Source organism: uncultured Sunxiuqinia sp., assembly GCF_963974515.1.
Lineage (GTDB): Bacteria > Bacteroidota > Bacteroidia > Bacteroidales > Prolixibacteraceae > Sunxiuqinia.
In genome coordinates, this window is the sequence record NZ_CAXBDD010000008.1 from 21,718 (window position 1) to 40,538 (window position 18,821).

The following is an 18,821-nucleotide window of genomic DNA, read 5'->3' on the forward strand; positions in this document are numbered from 1 at the left end:
ACCGACTGAATCGGGCAACCCCCAATTTTCCGGAAACAATCACACAAAAAACTTTTGAGTATTTTTGCAATCCGGTAGTTCAAATTTAATCAAGAGTGAGCCTGAATGAAAACCGGGTCGGCACAAAACATAACACCCAGAAACACCAATGATTATTGCATATAACGTGAAAAATCAAAACTGATTCCACTAGTAGCACCAAACAATTAACAGTTCGAATAGTTATTGATATTAATTCACTAAATTTAAACTGTTTGAAAAAAGAAACAGCCCCATGAAATATTCAGATAAAAAACATTCGGAATCTCACCCCGGGAAGACCACTGAAAGGAAATTATTCCAAGGCAATGTCCTCCCTGATGGTTTTGAACTGGAAAATAATCCGGAGGCCTTTATCCGCTTTGACAGCGACCGTCGACACACTTACTATTCTGAAAATTTACTATCCCTACTTCAGGCTGAGCCAACAAAAATAATTGGAGAAAGACTCGCTGAAGCCGGCTATTTAAGAGAACTTTCGGAAGAAATTGATCACTTAATTGACTTGGTTTTATTAAGCAGAAAGCCGTTTTTCAACGAATTTTCATTTTTACTTCACAGCAAACCCTTTTGGATCAGCATTGGATTAGCCCCTGAGCGAAATGAGAAAAATGAGGTAATTGCAGTCAACGGAGTCATTCGCGACATCAATACACAAAAGAGAATTGAAAAAGACTACATCTATAAAAAACAACGCTATAAGTTAACGGCCGAAGCTTCGGATTACGGAGTATGGGATTGGATCGTTGCAGATGAAGCCATGCACCTTTCACGCAAATGGAAAGCATTGCTAGGTTATTATCCGGATGAGCTTGAAGATAAGTTTTCTACATGGACAGATCTGATCCACCCGGATGACTATAATCGGGTGAAACGAACGTTCGAAAATTTTCTGAAAAGCAGCGCTTTGATTTTCGAGTCCGAATTTCGGTTAAAGCACAAAGACGGGCTCTACCGCTGGTTTAAATCCCGGGCCGCTGCCCTGCGCGATTCCGCGGGAAATGCTATCCGTGTTTTAGGAACCAACCTCGATATCACCACCGAAAAAAAACACCAGGAGGAATTACGCATGCTTCACCAGGCAATCATGCAAAGTCCGGTGCCGATCGTCATTACGGATCTGGAAGGATACATCGAATTTTTCAACCCGGCCTATTGCAAAATAACCGGCTACCGAAAAGAAGAATTGGTCGGCAAAAAAACCAACATTCAGAAGTCGGGCTATCATCCAACGAGTTTTTATCAAGAACTTTGGGGCACCATCACCTCGGGCAACGAATGGGTGGGCGAATTTAAAAACCGGAATAAAAACGGAAAAGTTTACTGGGAGCTCGCATCCATTTCAAGCCTGAAAGATGAACATGGAATCATCACCAATTACCTGAAGATTTCTGAAGAAATCACTTCATTTAAACGGCTGGAAGAAGACCTGCGCAGATCGCAAAAGCGAACCCGAATTGAAAACCAGTCGCGAACCAATTTCATGGCCAACATGAGCCACGAAATCCGAACCCCAATCAACGGAATCATTGGTTTTTCTGAGTTATTGCAATCAGGCGATTTAACGCCGGATCAACAGTTGCGATATGCTGATATTATTGAAGAAAGCAGTCGGTACTTGCTTTTGCTAATTGACGACATTATCGACATTTCAAAGATCGAAGCCAATGAGCTAAAGGTAAAAAAAGATGCTTGCTCGCTGAAAAACACCTTCACAGAACTTTCTGATCAATTTCAGCAAATGATGGTTCGAAAACAAAAAGAGCAAATTGAAATTCGCTTTCGCAAACCCAAGCTCAAGCATCACGATTTCATTTTTACCGACACCAAACGTTTAAAGCAGATTCTGGTCAATCTGTTTGATAACGCGCTGAAATTTACCGAGAGTGGATACATCGAAATTGGTTACCAACTGCTCAACAAAAACAAGCTGCAATTTTATGTCGAAGATACCGGTCAGGGAATTCCCAAAGACCATTTGAAAACAATTTTCAACCGGACACTTCAGCATGCGCACAGCTTAAAAGACCGCGAAGGTGGTGCCGGACTTGGCTTGGCCATCTCCGACGGCTTGGTCAAACTGCTTGGCGGCTCAATGAATGTCAAGTCCGTTCCAAACAAAGGTTCAATATTCTACTTTACCATCCCCTACGACAAAATAAGTGCACCCAAAAAAGCTGAGCCCAAGAAGACAACGCATGATTACAATTTTGAGAACTGTACCATCCTTATTGCCGAAGATGTTGACTACAACTACGAGTATTTGTTTGAAATTCTGAGGGACACGAAAGCGACTGTGCTTTGGGCTAAAGATGGCATTGACGCCTTAAATCTGTACTCAAAAAACAAGGTCGATCTGATATTGATGGATATTCAAATGCCTGAGATTGATGGCTATCAGGCCACAAGAACCATCCGTCAAACTGATGCCGATATTCCGATTATTGCCCAAACAGCTTACGCCATGAGCGACGAGCACCAAAAATGTCTGGATGCCGGCTGCAACGAAGTACTCAGTAAACCCATAAAAATGAAAGAACTGCTGGATACGCTGTCCAACTATTTAAAATAAAGCAACGCTTTTTGCCGGATTTGATCCTGCTCTTATTAAATTTGAGGCCTATCAAACAAATGCAACATGATCACGGAAAAATTTCCTTCACGCTTGTTGGAAAATGCAGTCAACGAATTTGCCAAACTTCCGGGTATTGGCCGGAAAACAGCACTCAGGCTGGTCCTTCACTTGTTAAAACAGGAAAAATCAGAAGTTGAACTGTTTGGCAACAGTTTGATCCAACTCCGAAACGAAATCAAGCACTGCCAGATTTGCCACAACATCTCGGATGTTGACACCTGCAATATTTGCAGCAATCCGAATCGCCACGCGGAAGAGGTATGTGTGGTTGAAAACATCAAGGATGTGATGGCTATCGAAAACACCCAACAGTTTTCGGGCCTTTACCATGTGCTTGGCGGAATCATCTCGCCAATGGATGGAGTTGGACCGTCGGATCTGGAAGTCAACTCGCTGATTGAACGGGTAAAGAGCGGCACAGTGAAAGAAGTGGTATTGGCTCTGAGTACAACCATGGAAGGCGACACCACCAATTTTTTCATTTACAAGAAGCTGAAAGAATTAAACGTTAAAATATCAACCTTGGCCCGAGGAGTTTCCATTGGCGACGAACTGGAATATGCCGATGAAATTACTTTAGGGCGATCAATCAAAAACCGGCTCGACTTTGAAAGCACCTTATCGCAGTGAGGCAATTCATACTTGATTTGTTGGCTACCTGATCACGCAATAAAACTGGAATATTTCAACCATGACCAATCCCTAATCAACGAATGATCAATCACCGTCCGCCAATAAAACTCTCCGTTGTCATTGTCAACTATAATGTCAGATATTTTCTGGAGCAATGCCTGCATGCCGCCCAGAAAGCCTGCACCTCGCTCGATGCGGAGATTTTTGTGGTTGACAACAATTCGGTTGATGGCTCATGTCAGTTGGTGCGTGAAAAATTTCCCGAGGTAACACTGATTACAAACCATGAAAATAAGGGCTTTTCAAAAGCCAATAACCAAGCCATCCGGCAAGCCAAAGGCGAATACGTGTTATTGCTCAATCCAGATACCATTGTTGAAGAAGACAGCTTTGAGAAGTGCCTCCGATTTATGGACGAACATCCGGAAGCGAGTGGGCTGGGCGTGAAAATGATCGATGGAAAGGGACATTTCCTGCCTGAATCGAAACGCGGCCTGCCAACTCCAAGGGTCGCCTTTTACAAAATTTTTGGTTTGTCCAGCCTGTTTAGCCGCTCTAAACATTTTGCCCGCTACTACCTCGGACACCTGGACAAAGACCAAACCCACGAAGTGGATGTCTTAGCAGGGGCATTCATGATGCTGCGGCGCTCGGTGTTAAACGAAGTTGGCTTGTTGGATGAAGCTTTTTTCATGTATGGCGAAGACATTGACCTTTCGTATCGAATGACCCAGGCGGGCTTCAAAAACTATTATTTTGCCGGTACCACCATCATCCATTACAAAGGCGAGAGCACCAAAAAAGGCAGCATCAACTATGTGAAAATCTTTTATCAGGCGATGATCATTTTTGCCCGAAAACACTTTTCAGAGGGTCGCGCTGATCTGTTCGCCATGCTGATCAACCTGGCCATCTATTTTCGGGCTTTACTGGCCGTACTCAGCCGAATAGCCAAAGCAGCTTTGTTTCCAATCGTCGACATCCTGCTAATTTTTATTGGCTTTCTGTGGTTGTTGCCCTACTGGGAAAAGCTGAACTACACGCCGCATTATTATCCTTCAGCCTTTCTGCATCTGGTTGTGCCTTTTTATATTTTGATCTGGATTTCGAGCATTTGGATCGCGGGCGGATACGACAAACCAATCAAAGTCCTCCAGCTTTTTAAGGGGATCGTTTGGGGAACCATTGGCATTTTGATCTTCCATTCGCTGGCTCCCGAGAGCCTGCGATTTTCAAGGGCACTCATCGTTTTGGGTTCCGTCTGGGTAATGATCAGTCTGCTAAGCTATCGCTATCTGCTCAGTCACAGCCATCCGCAACAAGCCCACTTTGACCGAACCCGGGAGAAACGGGTCATTATCATTTCCAATCCAGATGAAGCGTTGCGCATCAGCCAGCTAATACAGCACTCGCATCTGAAAATCGATATCGTGGGAATTGTTCAGCCCAATAACAACAGCACCCGCGACAATTTCCTGGGAAACCTGGGTCAGCTTGATGATATCATTCGAATCCACAAGATTGAGGAACTTATTTTTAGCGCAAATGATTTGCCCTCGCAGCAAATTATAAAAACCATGCTCGATTTAAGCAAATTGAACGTCGAATATAAAATTGCACCCCCGGAAAGTTTATCCATCATTGGAAGCAACTCGATCGATACAACCGGCGACCTTTACCTGGTTGAGATGAATGCCATCACAAATGGAAACAACCTGCGCCGTAAACGCCTGTTCGACTTGGTTGGTAGCCTGATTTTCCTATTGACCTATCCACTCATCTGCTGGAAGGTTCGGGACAAGGCGATATTTTTCACCAATATTTTCAAAGTGCTTTTCGGCTCAAAAAGTTGGGTTGGCCTCGCCCTAAACAACAAAAGAAACGTTGAACTTCCGAAACTAAAAGTCGGAGTACTGACGCCCGCCGATAAATTTAAAGGTGAACTTTCTGAATCAGAAATAAATAAGATTAACATGGTCTATGCAAAAAATTATAGCATCGCGCAGGATGCGCTCATTATTTTGCATGGCTGGAAAAACCTGGGACGATGACTTTAAAGAAACTGGCACACGGACAAATCAAGTTTCGGCCATTGGAGCCGGAAGATCTCGAAATTATTTACCATTGGGAAAATGATCCTGAAATTTGGCAGGTAAGCAACACGCTGACTCCATTTTCACGCTATATTTTGAAACAATATATCGAAGCGTCTCATCGCGATATTTTCGACACCAAACAACTCCGATTGATGATTGAAGACTCGACTGGTCGCGCAGTTGGCGCAATTGACTTGTTTGACTTTGATCCGTTTCACCAGCGGGCCGGCATCGGCATCCTAATTCACAATCAAGACGATCAGGGGAAAGGACTGGCAACCGACGCTTTACGCCTGATGTCTTTATATGCTACTGAAGTATTGGGACTGCACCAGTTGTATGCCAACATCACGGTCGACAATCAAACTAGTATTCACTTGTTCAAGAAAATTGGTTTTGAATGCGTGGGAAGGAAAAAAGACTGGATTAAAACTTCTGGTGGCTGGCTCGACGAGGAACTTTTCCAACTCATGCTAAAATAGCTGATTAAATAACGGGATTTCCTTCAAAAAAACGTACGATTGTTTCTCCAGATCAATAAAACAACAGTAGTGGTTTAATCCGTTCGAAACAATCAGGTACGGAACCTGAAAAGTCATATTGTAGCGGGTAATCTGATCAAACGTCCGCTGCGTGACTTTTACCGATGGCGCTTTGAATTCTACTAAAATTAATGGTTTCCCGGTCCGGTCATAAACCAGCAAATCGGCCCGAAACTGATTTTGATTAATCTTCAGGCCCGTTTCAATGGCCATCAGCGAGGCGGGAAATTGTTTTTCACCAATTAAATATTGAATAAAATTCTGTCTCACCCACTCTTCCGGAGTAAGGACAACCAGCTTCCTTCGGATTTCATCAAATATCAAATTTTTGCCATCTTGCTGGTCGATACGAAACGGATATGTTGGTAAATTTAATTGGGTAAACATATTTAGCTGACGCAAAATTGTATTTTTGTAAAACCTTGCTACGGAACGAAGTTCACGCAGACTGATTTTCGTTCAAAAGTGCAAAAAAAAATCTTCTCCCGATGAAAACGAAAAAGGAAATTGTTGATAATTGGCTGCCCCGCTATACCGGACGCAAACTGGAAGACTTTGCTGATTACATTCTGCTAACCAACTTTCAACTCTATGTCGAAATGTTTGCCAAGCAGTTTACTGTGCCCATCTTGGGGATTAACCAAAATATGCCCAACGCCTCGAATGGTGACATTACCATCATCAACTTTGGCATGGGAAGCCCAAATGCTGCAACAATCATGGATCTGCTAAGTGCCATCAAACCCGAAGCCGTTTTGTTTTTGGGGAAATGCGGAGGCCTCAAGCGGAAAAATAAATTGGGTGATTTGATCCTTCCCATTGCCGCAATCCGCAGCGATGGTACCTCGGACGATTATTTGCCGCCTGAAATTCCTGCGCTCCCGGCCTTCAGCTTGCAGCGTGCCGTTTCAAGCGCCATTCGGGAAAGCAGGATGGATTACTGGACAGGTGTCGTGTATACCACCAATAAGCGTGTTTGGGAGTATGATGCCCGATTTAAAAAGTATCTTTATAAAACCCGGGCTATGGCCATCGACATGGAAACGGCAACTATTTTCACGGTTGGTTTTGCCAACCAAATACCAACGGGGGCGTTACTTTTGGTTTCGGATCAACCCATGATTTCGACGGGGATAAAAACAGAAGCCAGCGACAAAACCGTGACTACGAACTTTGTTGAAAACCACGTAAAAGTTGGCATCGATGCCCTGATGGAAATTAAAAATAATGGACGGTCAGTTAAACATTTACGATTTTAAACGTTCAAGAAGACTATGGATTATCAAGATATATTAGTTAACCTGAAGAAGAAAATCTACCATCCCGTTTACTTTTTGATGGGAGAAGAAAGTTATTTCATCAATCAGATTACAGATTATATTAGCAAAAATGTGCTGACGGATGCCGAGAAAAGCTTCAACCAGCATGTTTTGTATGGAAAGGATACGGACGTAAATACGATTATTACCCACGCCCGGCGATTTCCTATGATGGCTAACCACCAGGTTGTGGTGGTGAAAGAGGCCCAAAACATCAAAAAAATTGAAGATCTCGAAGCTTACATCAAGGCGCCGCTGACGTCAACCATACTAGTGATCAATTACAAATACAAAACCATCGATAAGCGCAAGAGCTTTGCCAAACAACTGGCGAAGAGTTGTGTGCTTTTTGAGTCGAAGAAGATCTACGAGAACAAGCTCCCTGCCTGGATCAACAGTTATCTTTCGGCTCATAATTATAGTATTGCACCGCAGGCGGCAGCCATGTTGGCCGAATACTTGGGAACCGATCTCAGCAAAGTATCCAATGAGCTCAACAAGCTTATTATCTCTTTGCCCGAAGGAACAAAAATCGCTCCCGAACATATTGAGAAGAACATTGGAATCAGCAAAGATTACAACATTTTTGAGCTTCAGAACGCATTGTCGGAACGAAACGTTTTGAAAAGCAACCAGATTATCAATTATTTTGCAGCCAACCCCTCTTCCAACCCGATTACACGCACCATTGCGAGCTTGTACTACTATTTCATGAAAATCCTGACTTTGCACTTTCTAACGGACAAGTCACCCAATGCTGTTGCTTCAGCACTGCAGGTCGCTCCATTTTTTGTCCGATCATATATGGATGCAGCCAAAGTGTACAATCCGAAAAAGCTGGTTGCCATCATGGAAATTTTACGCGAATACGACATGAAATCAAAGGGTTTTGGCAATGTGTCTACTTCAGCCGGCGACCTTCAGAAGGAAATGATTTATAAAATTTTACACTAGAATAAATAAGCATGACAATAATTATCATTGCCATTACGGCACTTGTTTCCATCATTACTTTTAGCCGGCCCGACCTGATGGATAAACTCCAGTTTAACGCCAGCAAAGTAGTTCATAAGCAAGAGTATTACCGCCTTTTCTCACACGGGTTTGTGCATGCTAACTGGGAACACCTCATTGTAAACATGATTGTTTTGTTCTCTTTTGGACGTGCCATTGAAATGTATTTTGAATATGGGTTTGGTCGAATGGCAAATGCCTATTTTCTCATTTTGTATTTTGGAGGAATGCTCGTTTCCAACATTTATGCCTTGTATAAACACCGGAATAACTTCTATTACAATGCTGTGGGCGCTTCAGGTGCCGTTTCAGCCGTTTTATTTGCAGCCATCTTTTTTGAGCCTTGGAATAAAATCTATTTTTTCGGCGTTCTGCCTGTTCCGGGAATTGTTTTCGCCGGGCTATACTTGGCCTACTCATACTACATGGGCCGGAAACAAAACGACAATGTGGCTCACGATGCCCATTTTCTGGGAGCGGTTTTTGGCTTTATATTCCCCATTCTACTCAACAGCAGCCTGTTTCAACGCTTTATGGACAAGCTATTTATGGTGATTTAGGATTCAGGAAAAATTTGCCTGTCAGGAAGATTTCCTTCGCCACCATGCGTCTTAATCGAAAATAATTGAATAAAATGTCCGACAGCTTTCTTTTAATTGACGGCCAATTCTGTCACAATTCGGAGCAGCAATTTGCAGTCAGCCTGTTTGAAGGGCTGATTTTCGAGGAACACATTCGTGCTGTTCGCAACCTGATGCCATTTTGGGACCAACACCTGGATTTGATGGCGCTGAAGTTGAAGTTATTTAACCAGCCAGTCCCCCAATTTCTGGCGTCCAGGGGAAAGGAACTGAAACGGCAAATTGAACGTACCCTGGTAAAAAACAAATTGTTTCGAAGCGCCTTGGTGTGTATCTATTTTATTCAAAACGAGAACGGGATTTCTTGCCTCATCAAAACCAATGCGATAGACGCAGTGAACTACCTGCTCAACCAAACGGGGCTAAAAGTTGGTCTGTTCGATAAGATTTCAAAAGGGATATCGCCATTGTCTTCGCTGGATCTGGGATCGGCACCATTATGGAAGATTGTGAATGCTGAATTGAAAACCTCACCCTTTGACGAACTGCTTCTCATGAATAACCAGGCATCTATTGTGGAAGCGCCATCAAAAAATATTTATGCCCTCAAAAAAAATACATTGCTAACTCCAGCCCCAGAAACCGGTGCCTACATGGATATCAGCCAGCAAAAAATTCAACAGATTAGTGAACGATTGAAGATTGAGCTGCAATTTGCCATTCATATGGATGAAAAAATACTTTTAGAGGCTGATGAGCTTTTTTTGGTAAATTCAATTGATGGGATTCGCTGGATCAAGGCGTTCAGAACTAAGCGATACTTCAACAAGGGAGTCAAGAAAATCTATCACGAATGGAATAGATTACTGCTAATTTAGCGAGGGGTTTTCCGGAAAATTTTCCCATAGAATATATTTGCCTCCTATATCGCGCACAGCCTGCACCCACATACTTTTAGGTTTGCGGTCGACCATGACCAGATTTTCTTTAATTTCAGAAACCAACCAGGAATTCTCTTTTATTTCCTCCTCCAGTTGGCCATTGTCCCAACCCGAATACCCCAGGAAAAAACGAATTTGGTCAGGCAAAATCAATCCGTCACGAATGAGTCTTTTCACTTCATCAAAGTCGCCTCCCCAGTACATGTTGTCTTTTACATGAATGCTTCCAGGGATTAATTGCCCAAGGGAATGGATAAAATAAATGGTATCGGTGCTCACCGGACCTCCGATATAAACTTCAGCATCAAAATCAGGAAAATCACCCAAAATTTCATTTACCGGATAGTCAATCTTCTTGTTCAAAATAAAACCAATCGCCCCCTTGTCGCTATGAGCGACCAACAACACAATCGAGCGGTTAAAATAGCTCCCTGGAAGGAATGGCTCAGCAATCAGGATTCTTCCTTTTTCGGGTGCTACGTGATTGCTTTCAATTTTAAACAGATTGGTATCCAAGTTCATAATTGTCGAAATTCTGATTCAATTTATGAAAAAACAACCAGTAATCAAACACGTTTTTTGTATTTGCAAAAATTAAGCCGAGTTTTCACAGCCATTTCGCACCTCGTTGGTGAAAAGACAGACAGAATTTAATCCGGGAAAACGATTGATGTTTAATCCTGCTCTACAATCAGGAAAACGTCTTCGTTCTCCTTTCTCATCAAAAACTCCTCTCGGGCAAATTTCTCCAGGTTAGTCAGGTTGGTTTGAAGTTCTTGGATTTTGCGCTTATCTGAAACAATTTTATTTCTCAAATACGACTCCTGTTCCGTGAGCTGAATCAGTTTCCGCTTATTATTAAAATGCTGCAACATGCTGTTCTCTTCATCAAAGAAGCCAACCCACAACACGAACAAGGCCAATACGATTCCGTATTTTGTTCGTAGCCGGGCCCAGATAAATGACAACACTGTTTTCATTGCTTCAAATTTCTCTTCTCACAAAAGTAGCGGATATTCATCCAAAAAAAAAGGAGATGAACGAAATCATCTCCTTAAATTATTACATCTGGGCTTTTTATTCGTTATCCGGCTGGAAACTTGGATACATATAATCGAGTGGTGGCACAAAGTTCTCTTTGATTGTCCGAATGGAAGTCCATCGCAGAAAATTAAATACTGAACCCGCTTTATCATTCGTACCTGACCCACGAGCACCACCAAAGGGCTGCTGCCCAACAACTGCGCCTGTTGGTTTGTCATTGATATAAAAATTACCGGCAGCATTTTCCAATCGCTTAGTGATTTTTTCGATATTGTAGCGGTTTTGCGACATAACAGCCCCGGTTAAGGCATAAATTGACGATTGATCCAAAATGGTTAATGTTTCATCCATTTTCTCATCGTCATACACATAAACAGTCAGCACCGGCCCAAACAATTCTTCAACCATCGTTTCGTAATCCGGTCTTTTGGCAACAATCACCGTTGGCTCAATAAAATAGCCAACCGACTTATCACAGTTTCCGCCGAAAATCACCTCAGCATCTTCATCTGACTTCGCACGGTCGATGAAACCAGCCAACTTATCAAACGACGACTCATCAATTACCGCGTTAACAAAGTTGGTGAAATCTTCAGGTGGTCCCATTTTAACCGTGGCAAGCGCTTTTCCAACCCGCTCTTTCACGTCATCCCAAATACTTTCGGGCACATAGCAACGCGAAGCCGCTGAACATTTTTGACCTTGATATTCGAAAGCACCGCGAACCATGGCAATGGCGAGCGCCTGCCGGTTAACGGTATTGTCTGCAAAAATAAAGTCTTTACCTCCGGTTTCACCGACAATGCGTGGGTACGATTTATATTTATAAATATTTTCGCCAATTGTTTTCCAGATTCCCTGGAATACACCGGTTGATCCTGTAAAGTGAATTCCGGCAAACTCCGGATGCTCAAAAACGACTTTGGCAGCAACCGGCCCTGAAACATAAACCAGATTGATAACACCTTCAGGCAATCCGGCTTCCTGTAAAATCTCCATAATAACAGCGGCTGAGTAAATAGCCGTTTTCGAAGGTTTCCAGACGGCCACGTTCCCCATCATTGCAGGAGCCACAGGTAAATTGCCCGCTATTGAAGTGAAATTAAACGGAGTCAGCGCAAAGACAAAGCCCTCCAATGGTCGAAATTCGTTGTAATTCCAGATTCCGGGGGCCGACTCAGGTTGCATCTTGTAAATGTCCGTCATACATTTTACACCAAACCGGTAAAAATCAGCCAGTTCGCAGGCCGCATCAATTTCAGCCTGAAAAGCATTCTTTGACTGGCCCAACATGGTGGCTGCATTCAATTTATCACGGTAGGGTCCGGCCAGCAAATCGGCGGCTTTCAAAAAAATGGAAGCCCGGTGTTGCCAGCTCATGGCCGCCCACTTTTCGCGTGCATCCAATGCCGAATCGATAGCCATTTGCACGTGCGATTCATCACCCTGATAATAATACCCTAAGGTATGTTTGATTTCGTGCGGAGGAGCAATCCGGATCCGCCGGTCCGTGGTTACTTCCCGGCCTCCGATGATCATCGGAATTTCAACTTCAGAATTGCGAAGTTCAGCTATTTTTGCTTTTAGCGAAGCTCGCTCCGGAGATCCGGGAGCATAACTTTTAACCGGTTCATTTTTAGCAACCGGCACGTTAAAAAAACCTTTTGGCATAACAACTTATTTTAAATTTTTTCTGGTATTCCCTTTAGAAACAAAACTATAGAATCAGAAAGAGCTTTTTACTAATAAATATCAGTTTTAAAAAAAGAGCCAACTATATCCCCTCCAAAACCTATTCTCACCTAAAAATTACTATATTTAGTGCGTTTTTAAACGGCACCAATTTTTCATGCTAAAAGCAATTTACCACTTCATTACAAAGCCCTATCTGCTTGAAACAGGTGAAGATAAACGAAAAGTAACCGGCCTTCACATCCTTCTATTTTTAGGGCTACTCTATGCATTAATTGACTTAATGCTTTCCCTTTTGGGCTTTCAGATTAACGAATGTATTCCGGGAAATGTCTCTTTACTAACAATAAGTCTTATTGGATTATATTGCCTTCGCAATGCCCGACCAAACTGTGCTGTCAGCACGATTTTCATGCTTCCACTGGTCATCTACTTCTTTTATATATCGGCCCACTATGCTACTCATCCCGTAAAGAGCAGTATTCCATATACGATGTGGTCATTGGTTCCGGGCTTTTTATTTCTACTCCTTTTCAGTCGAAAAAACGAGAAAAACCTCCTCTTGTATTTTGGAATCAGCTTATTAACTATTGCGTTTCATTTATATCAGGCAGAACGGCTTAAAGATGCTTTATCGCTGTATTGGCCCACACCGGAGCTCATCCTAAATCCGTTCATAACGATTTCACTGACGTTTATCGCTACTTTTCTGGTTGCTGTAAATTTTGAATTGAATCTGAAGGAATTGCGAACAAGAGTGCTGAAAACCGACCAACAAATCAATAGGACTGTCAAGTCTTTTCAGCAAGGCGTACTGCTCGTGCAACTGGAACAAGATGAAATGAATAACCCTACCGGATTAAAAATTTTGAAAACCAATCCGGCCTTTCAAAAAATGTTTAAAGTGAATTCACGCGAATTACATCAAGTGAACGCTGATGTAGTTTTTCCAAAAGTTTTTCGTAACTCATTCGACTGGAATAATTATTACCTGCACACAAAAAACAGGCAGCGCACCGAGCTTTACGTTGAACATCTGGAGAAGTGGTTTGAAGTTTTCTCTCTGCAACCAGCTCCAGATCAAATCGCCAGTATTTTTTACGACATCACCTCACAACGCCACATCATTGATTCGTTGCAGGAAAGCCGCAAACGATACAAAGTACTGCTTGAAGCCATTCCCGATATCTTTTTCATTATCGACAAGGATGGAGTTTACATGGATTTTGTGATTAAGGAATCCGAAATCCTACAGATTAATGCCGACGATATTATTGGAAACTCAATCTTTGAAGTAGGTTTTTCCGAAAAAATGTCACGCAAAATTTTTCAATGTATTCAGGATGCGATTAACCGCGACTCTATTGAAACCATTGAATATGCGCTGGAAGTTAAGAAAGGGACGGCCATGTTTGAAATGCGGATTGCACGCCTGGATGACAATTCGGTGATCTCAATTGCACGTGATATTACCAAACGGAAAATTGCGGAAATACGGTTGGAAGAAGCCAAACTGAAAGCCGAAGAGGCCGATCAGCTAAAATCAGCTTTTCTGGCCAACATCTCACACGAGATTCGTACACCGATGAATGCCATCATTGGTTTTTCAAAAATGGTTGGATCACCCGATTTCGATATGGAAGAGAAAGACCGCTTCATCGACATTATTATCAGTAATGGAAAGTTGCTCATGGAGATGATTAACGACATGATCAGCCTGTCAAAAATTGAGAGCAACCAGGTGAAAGTGAAGGAAGGTTTCTGCAAAGTGAACGACCTGATGGTTGAACTCTACCGGCAATACAGCTTTGATCTGACTTCAAAGCCAATCCGGTTGAAACTAAACAACCAAAATGCCAACCCAAAGTTTGGCGTTACAACGGACAAATACCTGCTGGAAGAAATTCTGAGAAAATTACTTGATAACGCTGTGAAATTTACCAACCAAGGCGAAATTGAATTTGGCTATAAAATGAAAGGAAAAGACCGACTCTTGTTTTTTGTCAAAGACACCGGCATAGGCATCGATATTGAGCAGATAAAACGAATCTTTGAACGGTTCCACCAAATCGACAATAAAACGACGCGCAAGTACGAAGGGACGGGATTAGGCTTGGCGATTGCCCAACACTACAGCCTGCTGCTTGGAGGTAAGATTGAGGTGAGTTCAGCCATTGACAAGGGCTCCGAGTTCTACTTCAGTATTCCATTTAAAAACGGCGATGGCACCCTCCAGGTACTCCGCTAAAAATCAGCATTCAAAATCTGGTAACCAACCAACTGATCATATCTCCCCGACATTCCCCGGTAATACACAAACACCTGGTACTCATTTTCAGTCTCGTAGTGACTTCCTTCGATCACGGTTTCGTCGGCCTTTAATGCGCCTTCAGGAACATACACATATTGATAATTGTAATATCCCTGCTTCAGCAACAGGGTGAGCTCGTAGGTTGCCTGCTCGTAGTTCCAACTCATTTCGTTGCTTTTGTTCGCGTTCCAATCAGTTAAAGCACCCATGACATTGACTGTTCCACCAACCAGTTGCGCTTCGAGCGGCAACGTGAAATGGACAAAAAAGTAGTCACTCTCGGTGTCATAATCCTCTACCCGATCCTGGCTTTCAACAACAAAATTGCCGTTCATTTCGCGGTAGCCAAAGTATTTTTTGTTCGACCTCACTTGATCTGGCTGAAGAGTTACATGATAATAGGGCCGGTGAAAGCTGGTCTCCAGAACATTTTCGCCATTATAGCGGCGGGTACGAATGTCGAAATAGCGGTATTCGTTTCCACCCGGAAAAACATTCTCCTTATCGTAATCATACACCAGCTCATTGTCGCGGATAAAAAGTGGCTTCAGATCGCGGATCGCCGTATCCCATCGCCGGTTTTTCATCACCACCACCTTTACCTCGTCACGCGGATTGACCAACCGCAAGACAGGATGGTTAATCGTAAAATCGACTTCCTGGTTGTCGCCCTTAAACGGATCGAAAGTGGCGCGTTTCACAGTGCCGGTAACATTCACTTTTTGATCGAGCACATGAAACCGGCGGGTTAGCACCAGGTTCTCTTTGTCTCCTTCTTCATAAACCACCAACACGTAATTCCCCGAACGCGTTGGCTGAACCTTCTCATTCGGAATTTCAATCCGGTAATTGATATATGTCATCGTCGTATTAAAACTAGGTGCGTAATCGTCCACCGGATTGTCGTAAAAACCTTCCAAATATTCATTCTGCAATATGAAGGATTCGTTCCAGTCAGCATCACAATGAATGAGTGTGTAATAATAATTTTTAGGTTCGCCTGACAAGTCATCAAACTTAAAAATAAGTCCGCCCGGTGCTCCCAATTCATAAACAGGGTGGCTCAATTCAAAGCCTTCACGGTGGGATTGCACCGATTTTATGTCTTCTCTGAAAACCGCATTCTGGTAATAATATTCACTCCCCTCTTGCGCCAATGGGCTTAACGTAAAAATAACACCAGCGATTATGATTGTCAGACGAAAAAAAACCTTCATTTGTTTTATCTTTTTTACGTGCGTTTAAACATTTCAGAGCCCAACACTCCTCCTCGGCGCGTTTATCCAAACTTGTTAACGATTAAACGTATATAAATATTTCTATTCGTGTAAGTTTGTGAAACAAAGATTGGGAAAAGTTTTTAAAATATGTACTTTTGCCAGCCTAAATAATAACCACAACAAGGGATTACAATGTCAAAGCATTTTAAATTGAAACGCGGATTCAATATCCGGTTGAAAGGAGCTGCTGAAGCGGTTCTGGAGGATGCTCCCGCACCAAAATCAGTCGCCCTTAAGCCAACTGATTTTCCAGGCTTGACTCCGAAGTTAAGCGTAAAAGCTGATACCCCGGTAAAAGCTGGTGATGCCCTCTTCTTCGACAAATACAACCCTGAAATTTTATTTACCTCTCCCGTTAGTGGAACGGTACATGCCGTGAATCGTGGAGAACGACGCAAAATTTTAGAGATTGTTGTTGAACCTGACGGGAAAAACCAGCACTGTGAGTTTACCAAAGCTGATCCGTCCAAGCTGTCTCGTGAGGAGATTCGTGACCAACTGCTTAAGAGCGGTTTATGGCCGTTCCTCAAACAACGTCCGTACGGAATTTTGGCAAAACCATCGGTTGTGCCGAACAACATTGTTATTTCAGCATTTGATTCGGCGCCACTTGCTGCTGATTTTGACTTTCTGTTTTCAAAGGAAAAATCAGCACTTCAAACCGGAATTGATGCCGTCAAGAAGCTGACCGACGGGAAAGTTTACCTGGGACTTTCTCCCAAGCAATCATCCGGCGTTTTCGCTTCGTTAAAAAATGTTGAGACCAATACTTTTGAAGGTCCTCATCCAGCAGGAAATGCAGGCATCCAGATCAGCAGAATCTGTCCGATCGGGAAATCCGACATCATCTGGACCTTGAGCCCGCAAGCACTGGTATTTATCGGCCGCTTATTCGAAACTGGCAAGCTGGACCTCAGTAAAACCATTGCGTTGACTGGTTCGGAAGTGAAAGCACCAAAATACTACAAAACGATCCACGGCACCCTTCTGACAGGTCTGTTGAAAGGCGAAACAAAAAATGAGGTAAACCAACGGATTATCAGCGGAAACGTATTGACGGGAACCAAAGTTGATACCGATGGCTACCTGGGGTATTTTGATCAGCAAATTACTGTTATCCCCGAAGGAGATGAGTACGAGTTTATGGGATGGGCCGCCCCGGGAGTTGATAAATTTTCGGCGAGCAAAGCATTCTTCTCTAAATTATTTCCAAAGAAAGAATATGTATTGAATGCCAATCTGCACGGCGGAGAACGAGCTTTTGTCCTTTCCGGTCAATACGAAAAATTCCTTCCAATGGATATTCTGCCGGTTCACTTGCTCAAATCAATCTTAGTCAACGACATTGACAAGATGGAACAACTGGGTATTTACGAATTGGTTGAAGAAGATCTGGCACTTTGCGAATATGCCTGTACATCAAAAATCAAAGTACAGGAAATCCTGCGCGAAGGGATCAACTCGATGATTAAAGAACTGGGATAACCGAAAGTGTTGCTTGAAACAAAATAGATAATTCAATGAAAGCGTTAAGAAACTTTTTTGAAAAGACGAAGCCACATGTACAGAAAGGCGCCAAATACCACTGGCTGCATTCTACGCATGATGCGTTCTTTACTTTGGCCTTCGTTCAGAAAGATACCTCCAAATCAGGAACTCATGTTCATGATTATATTGATTTGAAACGGACCATGGGAATCGTGGTCATGGCTCTTGTCCCAGCATTGTTGATGGGAATGTACAACATTGGCTACCAGCATTTCGGCGCACTTGGCCAACTGGAAACCGCTGCCTTCTTCGACATGTTCCTTTTTGGACTGTGGAAAGTATTGCCGGTAATCATTGTTTCGTATGGCGTTGGTCTGGGTATTGAATTCATTTTCGCCCAGTTTCGTGGTCACGAGGTAAACGAAGGATTTCTGGTCTCCGGAATGTTAATTCCGTTGATCATGCCTATCAACACGCCCCTTTGGATGATCGGAGTAGCCACCGCATTTGCTGTAATCTTCGGCAAGGAAGTATTTGGAGGAACCGGAATGAACATTTGGAACCCGGCACTGGTTGCCCGGGCCTTCGTGTTCTTTGCCTATCCGGCCCAAATGTCGGGCGACTCGGTATGGATTTCAGCTAGCGGCGTGGATAAAATGGCCGATGGATTTACAGGCGCGACTCCGATGGCCGAAGCGGTTTTGGGGAATACCGACCTGAATGTTTGGAATGCCTTTATTGGCCTGATTCCCGGTTCAATCGGAGAAACATCGACTTTGGCCATTCTCATCGGAGCTGCTATTCTGCTTATCACTGGCATTGGCAACTGGAAAATCATGCTTTCCAGCGTATTGGGTGGTCTGTTTATGGGTATTCTACTGAATATTTTTGCGGTCAACGCGTATATGGCGATGCCTTTCTGGGAGCACCTGATTATAGGGGGTTTTGCCTTTGGAGCTGTTTTTATGGCTACTGATCCGGTATCGGCCGCACAAACGGACCGCGGCAAATGGATTTACGGATTCCTGATTGGCTTACTGGCCATCCTGATTCGAGTGGTAAATCCAGCCTACCCGGAAGGAATGATGTTGGCCATCCTGCTGATGAATACCTTTGCTCCGCTGATTGACCACTATGTCATCCAGGGAAATATCAAACGTCGTTTAAAACGAGTTCAACAGAGCGCTTAATCCCTTAAAGAAGAAG

The 18,821-nt window shown here is 43.2% G+C and carries 16 protein-coding genes; 11 read left to right on the forward strand and 5 right to left on the reverse strand.

Annotated features, from left to right (window positions below):
• Positions 1 to 274 precede the first annotated feature (274 nt).
• From AAC033_RS03795 to AAC033_RS03810, 4 genes are all read left to right on the forward strand, one after another.
• Positions 275 to 2,611 carry a PAS domain S-box protein gene (locus tag AAC033_RS03795; protein WP_339735560.1) on the forward strand — a complete coding sequence of 779 codons (2,337 nt, stop codon included), beginning with the start codon at positions 275 to 277 and terminating at the stop codon, positions 2,609 to 2,611.
• Between the two features lie 66 nt (positions 2,612 to 2,677).
• The gene (recR, locus tag AAC033_RS03800) at positions 2,678 to 3,304 is read left to right on the forward strand and encodes a recombination mediator RecR (RefSeq protein ID WP_339735562.1); all 627 of its coding nucleotides are present in this window, start codon (positions 2,678 to 2,680) and stop codon (positions 3,302 to 3,304) included.
• An 83-nt stretch (positions 3,305 to 3,387) separates the two neighbouring features.
• Positions 3,388 to 5,358: a glycosyltransferase gene (locus AAC033_RS03805; RefSeq protein WP_339735564.1), complete on the forward strand. Its 1,971-nt coding sequence runs from the start codon at positions 3,388 to 3,390 to the stop codon at positions 5,356 to 5,358.
• Positions 5,355 to 5,885 (forward strand): GNAT family N-acetyltransferase, encoded by a 531-nt coding sequence (locus AAC033_RS03810; protein WP_339735566.1) that lies wholly within the window; start codon positions 5,355 to 5,357, stop codon positions 5,883 to 5,885. Before AAC033_RS03805 ends, AAC033_RS03810 begins: the two co-directional genes overlap by 4 nt.
• Here AAC033_RS03810 and AAC033_RS03815 read toward each other — a convergent pair.
• The gene (locus AAC033_RS03815; RefSeq protein WP_339735568.1) at positions 5,877 to 6,332 is read right to left on the reverse strand and encodes a type I restriction enzyme HsdR N-terminal domain-containing protein; all 456 of its coding nucleotides are present in this window, start codon (positions 6,330 to 6,332) and stop codon (positions 5,877 to 5,879) included. The two genes, AAC033_RS03810 and AAC033_RS03815, sit on opposite strands and share 9 nt — an antisense overlap.
• Before the next feature lie 101 nt (positions 6,333 to 6,433).
• Here AAC033_RS03815 and AAC033_RS03820 point away from each other — a divergent pair, with 101 nt between their 5' ends.
• The 4 genes from AAC033_RS03820 to AAC033_RS03835 all read left to right on the forward strand — a co-directional run bounded on the left by AAC033_RS03820 (position 6,434) and on the right by AAC033_RS03835 (position 9,737).
• Positions 6,434 to 7,204: an AMP nucleosidase gene (locus tag AAC033_RS03820; protein WP_339735570.1), complete on the forward strand. Its 771-nt coding sequence runs from the start codon at positions 6,434 to 6,436 to the stop codon at positions 7,202 to 7,204.
• A 15-nt stretch (positions 7,205 to 7,219) separates the two neighbouring features.
• Positions 7,220 to 8,218, forward strand: a complete 999-nt coding sequence (gene holA, locus AAC033_RS03825; RefSeq protein ID WP_339735572.1) for a DNA polymerase III subunit delta — start codon at positions 7,220 to 7,222, stop codon at positions 8,216 to 8,218.
• An 11-nt stretch (positions 8,219 to 8,229) separates the two neighbouring features.
• Positions 8,230 to 8,838, forward strand: coding sequence for a rhomboid family intramembrane serine protease (locus tag AAC033_RS03830; protein ID WP_339735575.1), 609 nt, complete (start codon positions 8,230 to 8,232; stop codon positions 8,836 to 8,838).
• A gap of 74 nt (positions 8,839 to 8,912) precedes the next feature.
• A complete protein-coding gene (locus AAC033_RS03835; RefSeq protein WP_339735577.1) occupies positions 8,913 to 9,737 on the forward strand; it encodes an aminotransferase class IV in 825 nt (274 codons plus the stop codon).
• Here AAC033_RS03835 and AAC033_RS03840 read toward each other — a convergent pair.
• The 3 genes from AAC033_RS03840 to pruA form a co-directional block, all read right to left on the reverse strand.
• Positions 9,729 to 10,322, reverse strand: a complete 594-nt coding sequence (locus AAC033_RS03840; RefSeq protein WP_339735579.1) for a YqgE/AlgH family protein — start codon at positions 10,320 to 10,322, stop codon at positions 9,729 to 9,731. The two genes, AAC033_RS03835 and AAC033_RS03840, sit on opposite strands and share 9 nt — an antisense overlap.
• Before the next feature lie 152 nt (positions 10,323 to 10,474).
• Positions 10,475 to 10,780 carry a septum formation initiator family protein gene (locus AAC033_RS03845; protein WP_339735581.1) on the reverse strand — a complete coding sequence of 102 codons (306 nt, stop codon included), beginning with the start codon at positions 10,778 to 10,780 and terminating at the stop codon, positions 10,475 to 10,477.
• Between the two features lie 97 nt (positions 10,781 to 10,877).
• Positions 10,878 to 12,515, reverse strand: coding sequence for an L-glutamate gamma-semialdehyde dehydrogenase (gene pruA, locus AAC033_RS03850; protein ID WP_339735583.1), 1,638 nt, complete (start codon positions 12,513 to 12,515; stop codon positions 10,878 to 10,880).
• Between the two features lie 178 nt (positions 12,516 to 12,693).
• On the opposite strand from pruA, the gene AAC033_RS03855 reads away from it, so the two are divergent.
• Entirely contained in the window at positions 12,694 to 14,784 is a 2,091-nt protein-coding gene (locus AAC033_RS03855) for a PAS domain-containing sensor histidine kinase (RefSeq protein WP_339735585.1), read from the forward strand.
• On the opposite strand, the gene AAC033_RS03860 is transcribed toward AAC033_RS03855, so the two are convergent.
• Positions 14,781 to 16,064, reverse strand: coding sequence for a DUF5103 domain-containing protein (locus AAC033_RS03860; protein WP_339735587.1), 1,284 nt, complete (start codon positions 16,062 to 16,064; stop codon positions 14,781 to 14,783). The two genes, AAC033_RS03855 and AAC033_RS03860, sit on opposite strands and share 4 nt — an antisense overlap.
• Before the next feature lie 195 nt (positions 16,065 to 16,259).
• On the opposite strand from AAC033_RS03860, the gene AAC033_RS03865 reads away from it, so the two are divergent.
• Both AAC033_RS03865 and AAC033_RS03870 read left to right on the forward strand, forming a co-directional pair.
• Positions 16,260 to 17,612: a Na(+)-translocating NADH-quinone reductase subunit A gene (locus tag AAC033_RS03865; protein WP_339735589.1), complete on the forward strand. Its 1,353-nt coding sequence runs from the start codon at positions 16,260 to 16,262 to the stop codon at positions 17,610 to 17,612.
• A 35-nt stretch (positions 17,613 to 17,647) separates the two neighbouring features.
• Positions 17,648 to 18,805, forward strand: a complete 1,158-nt coding sequence (locus AAC033_RS03870) for an NADH:ubiquinone reductase (Na(+)-transporting) subunit B (RefSeq protein ID WP_339735591.1) — start codon at positions 17,648 to 17,650, stop codon at positions 18,803 to 18,805.
• Positions 18,806 to 18,821: the final 16 nt, after the last annotated feature.

Excerpts from the sequence above, each read along its gene's own strand:
- AAC033_RS03795 (WP_339735560.1), top strand. The coding sequence starts at position 275 with ATGAAATATTCAGATAAAAAACATTCGGAATCTCACCCCGGGAAGACC.
- pruA (WP_339735583.1), bottom strand. The coding sequence starts at position 12,515 with ATGCCAAAAGGTTTTTTTAACGTGCCGGTTGCTAAAAATGAACCGGTT.
- AAC033_RS03855 (WP_339735585.1), top strand. The coding sequence starts at position 12,694 with ATGCTAAAAGCAATTTACCACTTCATTACAAAGCCCTATCTGCTTGAA.
- holA (WP_339735572.1), top strand. The coding sequence starts at position 7,220 with ATGGATTATCAAGATATATTAGTTAACCTGAAGAAGAAAATCTACCAT.
- AAC033_RS03820 (WP_339735570.1), top strand. The coding sequence starts at position 6,434 with ATGAAAACGAAAAAGGAAATTGTTGATAATTGGCTGCCCCGCTATACC.
- AAC033_RS03805 (WP_339735564.1), top strand. The coding sequence starts at position 3,388 with ATGATCAATCACCGTCCGCCAATAAAACTCTCCGTTGTCATTGTCAAC.
- AAC033_RS03810 (WP_339735566.1), top strand. The coding sequence starts at position 5,355 with ATGACTTTAAAGAAACTGGCACACGGACAAATCAAGTTTCGGCCATTG.
- recR (WP_339735562.1), top strand. The coding sequence starts at position 2,678 with ATGATCACGGAAAAATTTCCTTCACGCTTGTTGGAAAATGCAGTCAAC.
- AAC033_RS03815 (WP_339735568.1), bottom strand. The coding sequence starts at position 6,332 with ATGTTTACCCAATTAAATTTACCAACATATCCGTTTCGTATCGACCAG.
- AAC033_RS03835 (WP_339735577.1), top strand. The coding sequence starts at position 8,913 with ATGTCCGACAGCTTTCTTTTAATTGACGGCCAATTCTGTCACAATTCG.
- AAC033_RS03830 (WP_339735575.1), top strand. The coding sequence starts at position 8,230 with ATGACAATAATTATCATTGCCATTACGGCACTTGTTTCCATCATTACT.
- AAC033_RS03870 (WP_339735591.1), top strand. The coding sequence starts at position 17,648 with ATGAAAGCGTTAAGAAACTTTTTTGAAAAGACGAAGCCACATGTACAG.
- AAC033_RS03845 (WP_339735581.1), bottom strand. The coding sequence starts at position 10,780 with ATGAAAACAGTGTTGTCATTTATCTGGGCCCGGCTACGAACAAAATAC.
- AAC033_RS03865 (WP_339735589.1), top strand. The coding sequence starts at position 16,260 with ATGTCAAAGCATTTTAAATTGAAACGCGGATTCAATATCCGGTTGAAA.
- AAC033_RS03840 (WP_339735579.1), bottom strand. The coding sequence starts at position 10,322 with ATGAACTTGGATACCAATCTGTTTAAAATTGAAAGCAATCACGTAGCA.
- AAC033_RS03860 (WP_339735587.1), bottom strand. The coding sequence starts at position 16,064 with ATGAAGGTTTTTTTTCGTCTGACAATCATAATCGCTGGTGTTATTTTT.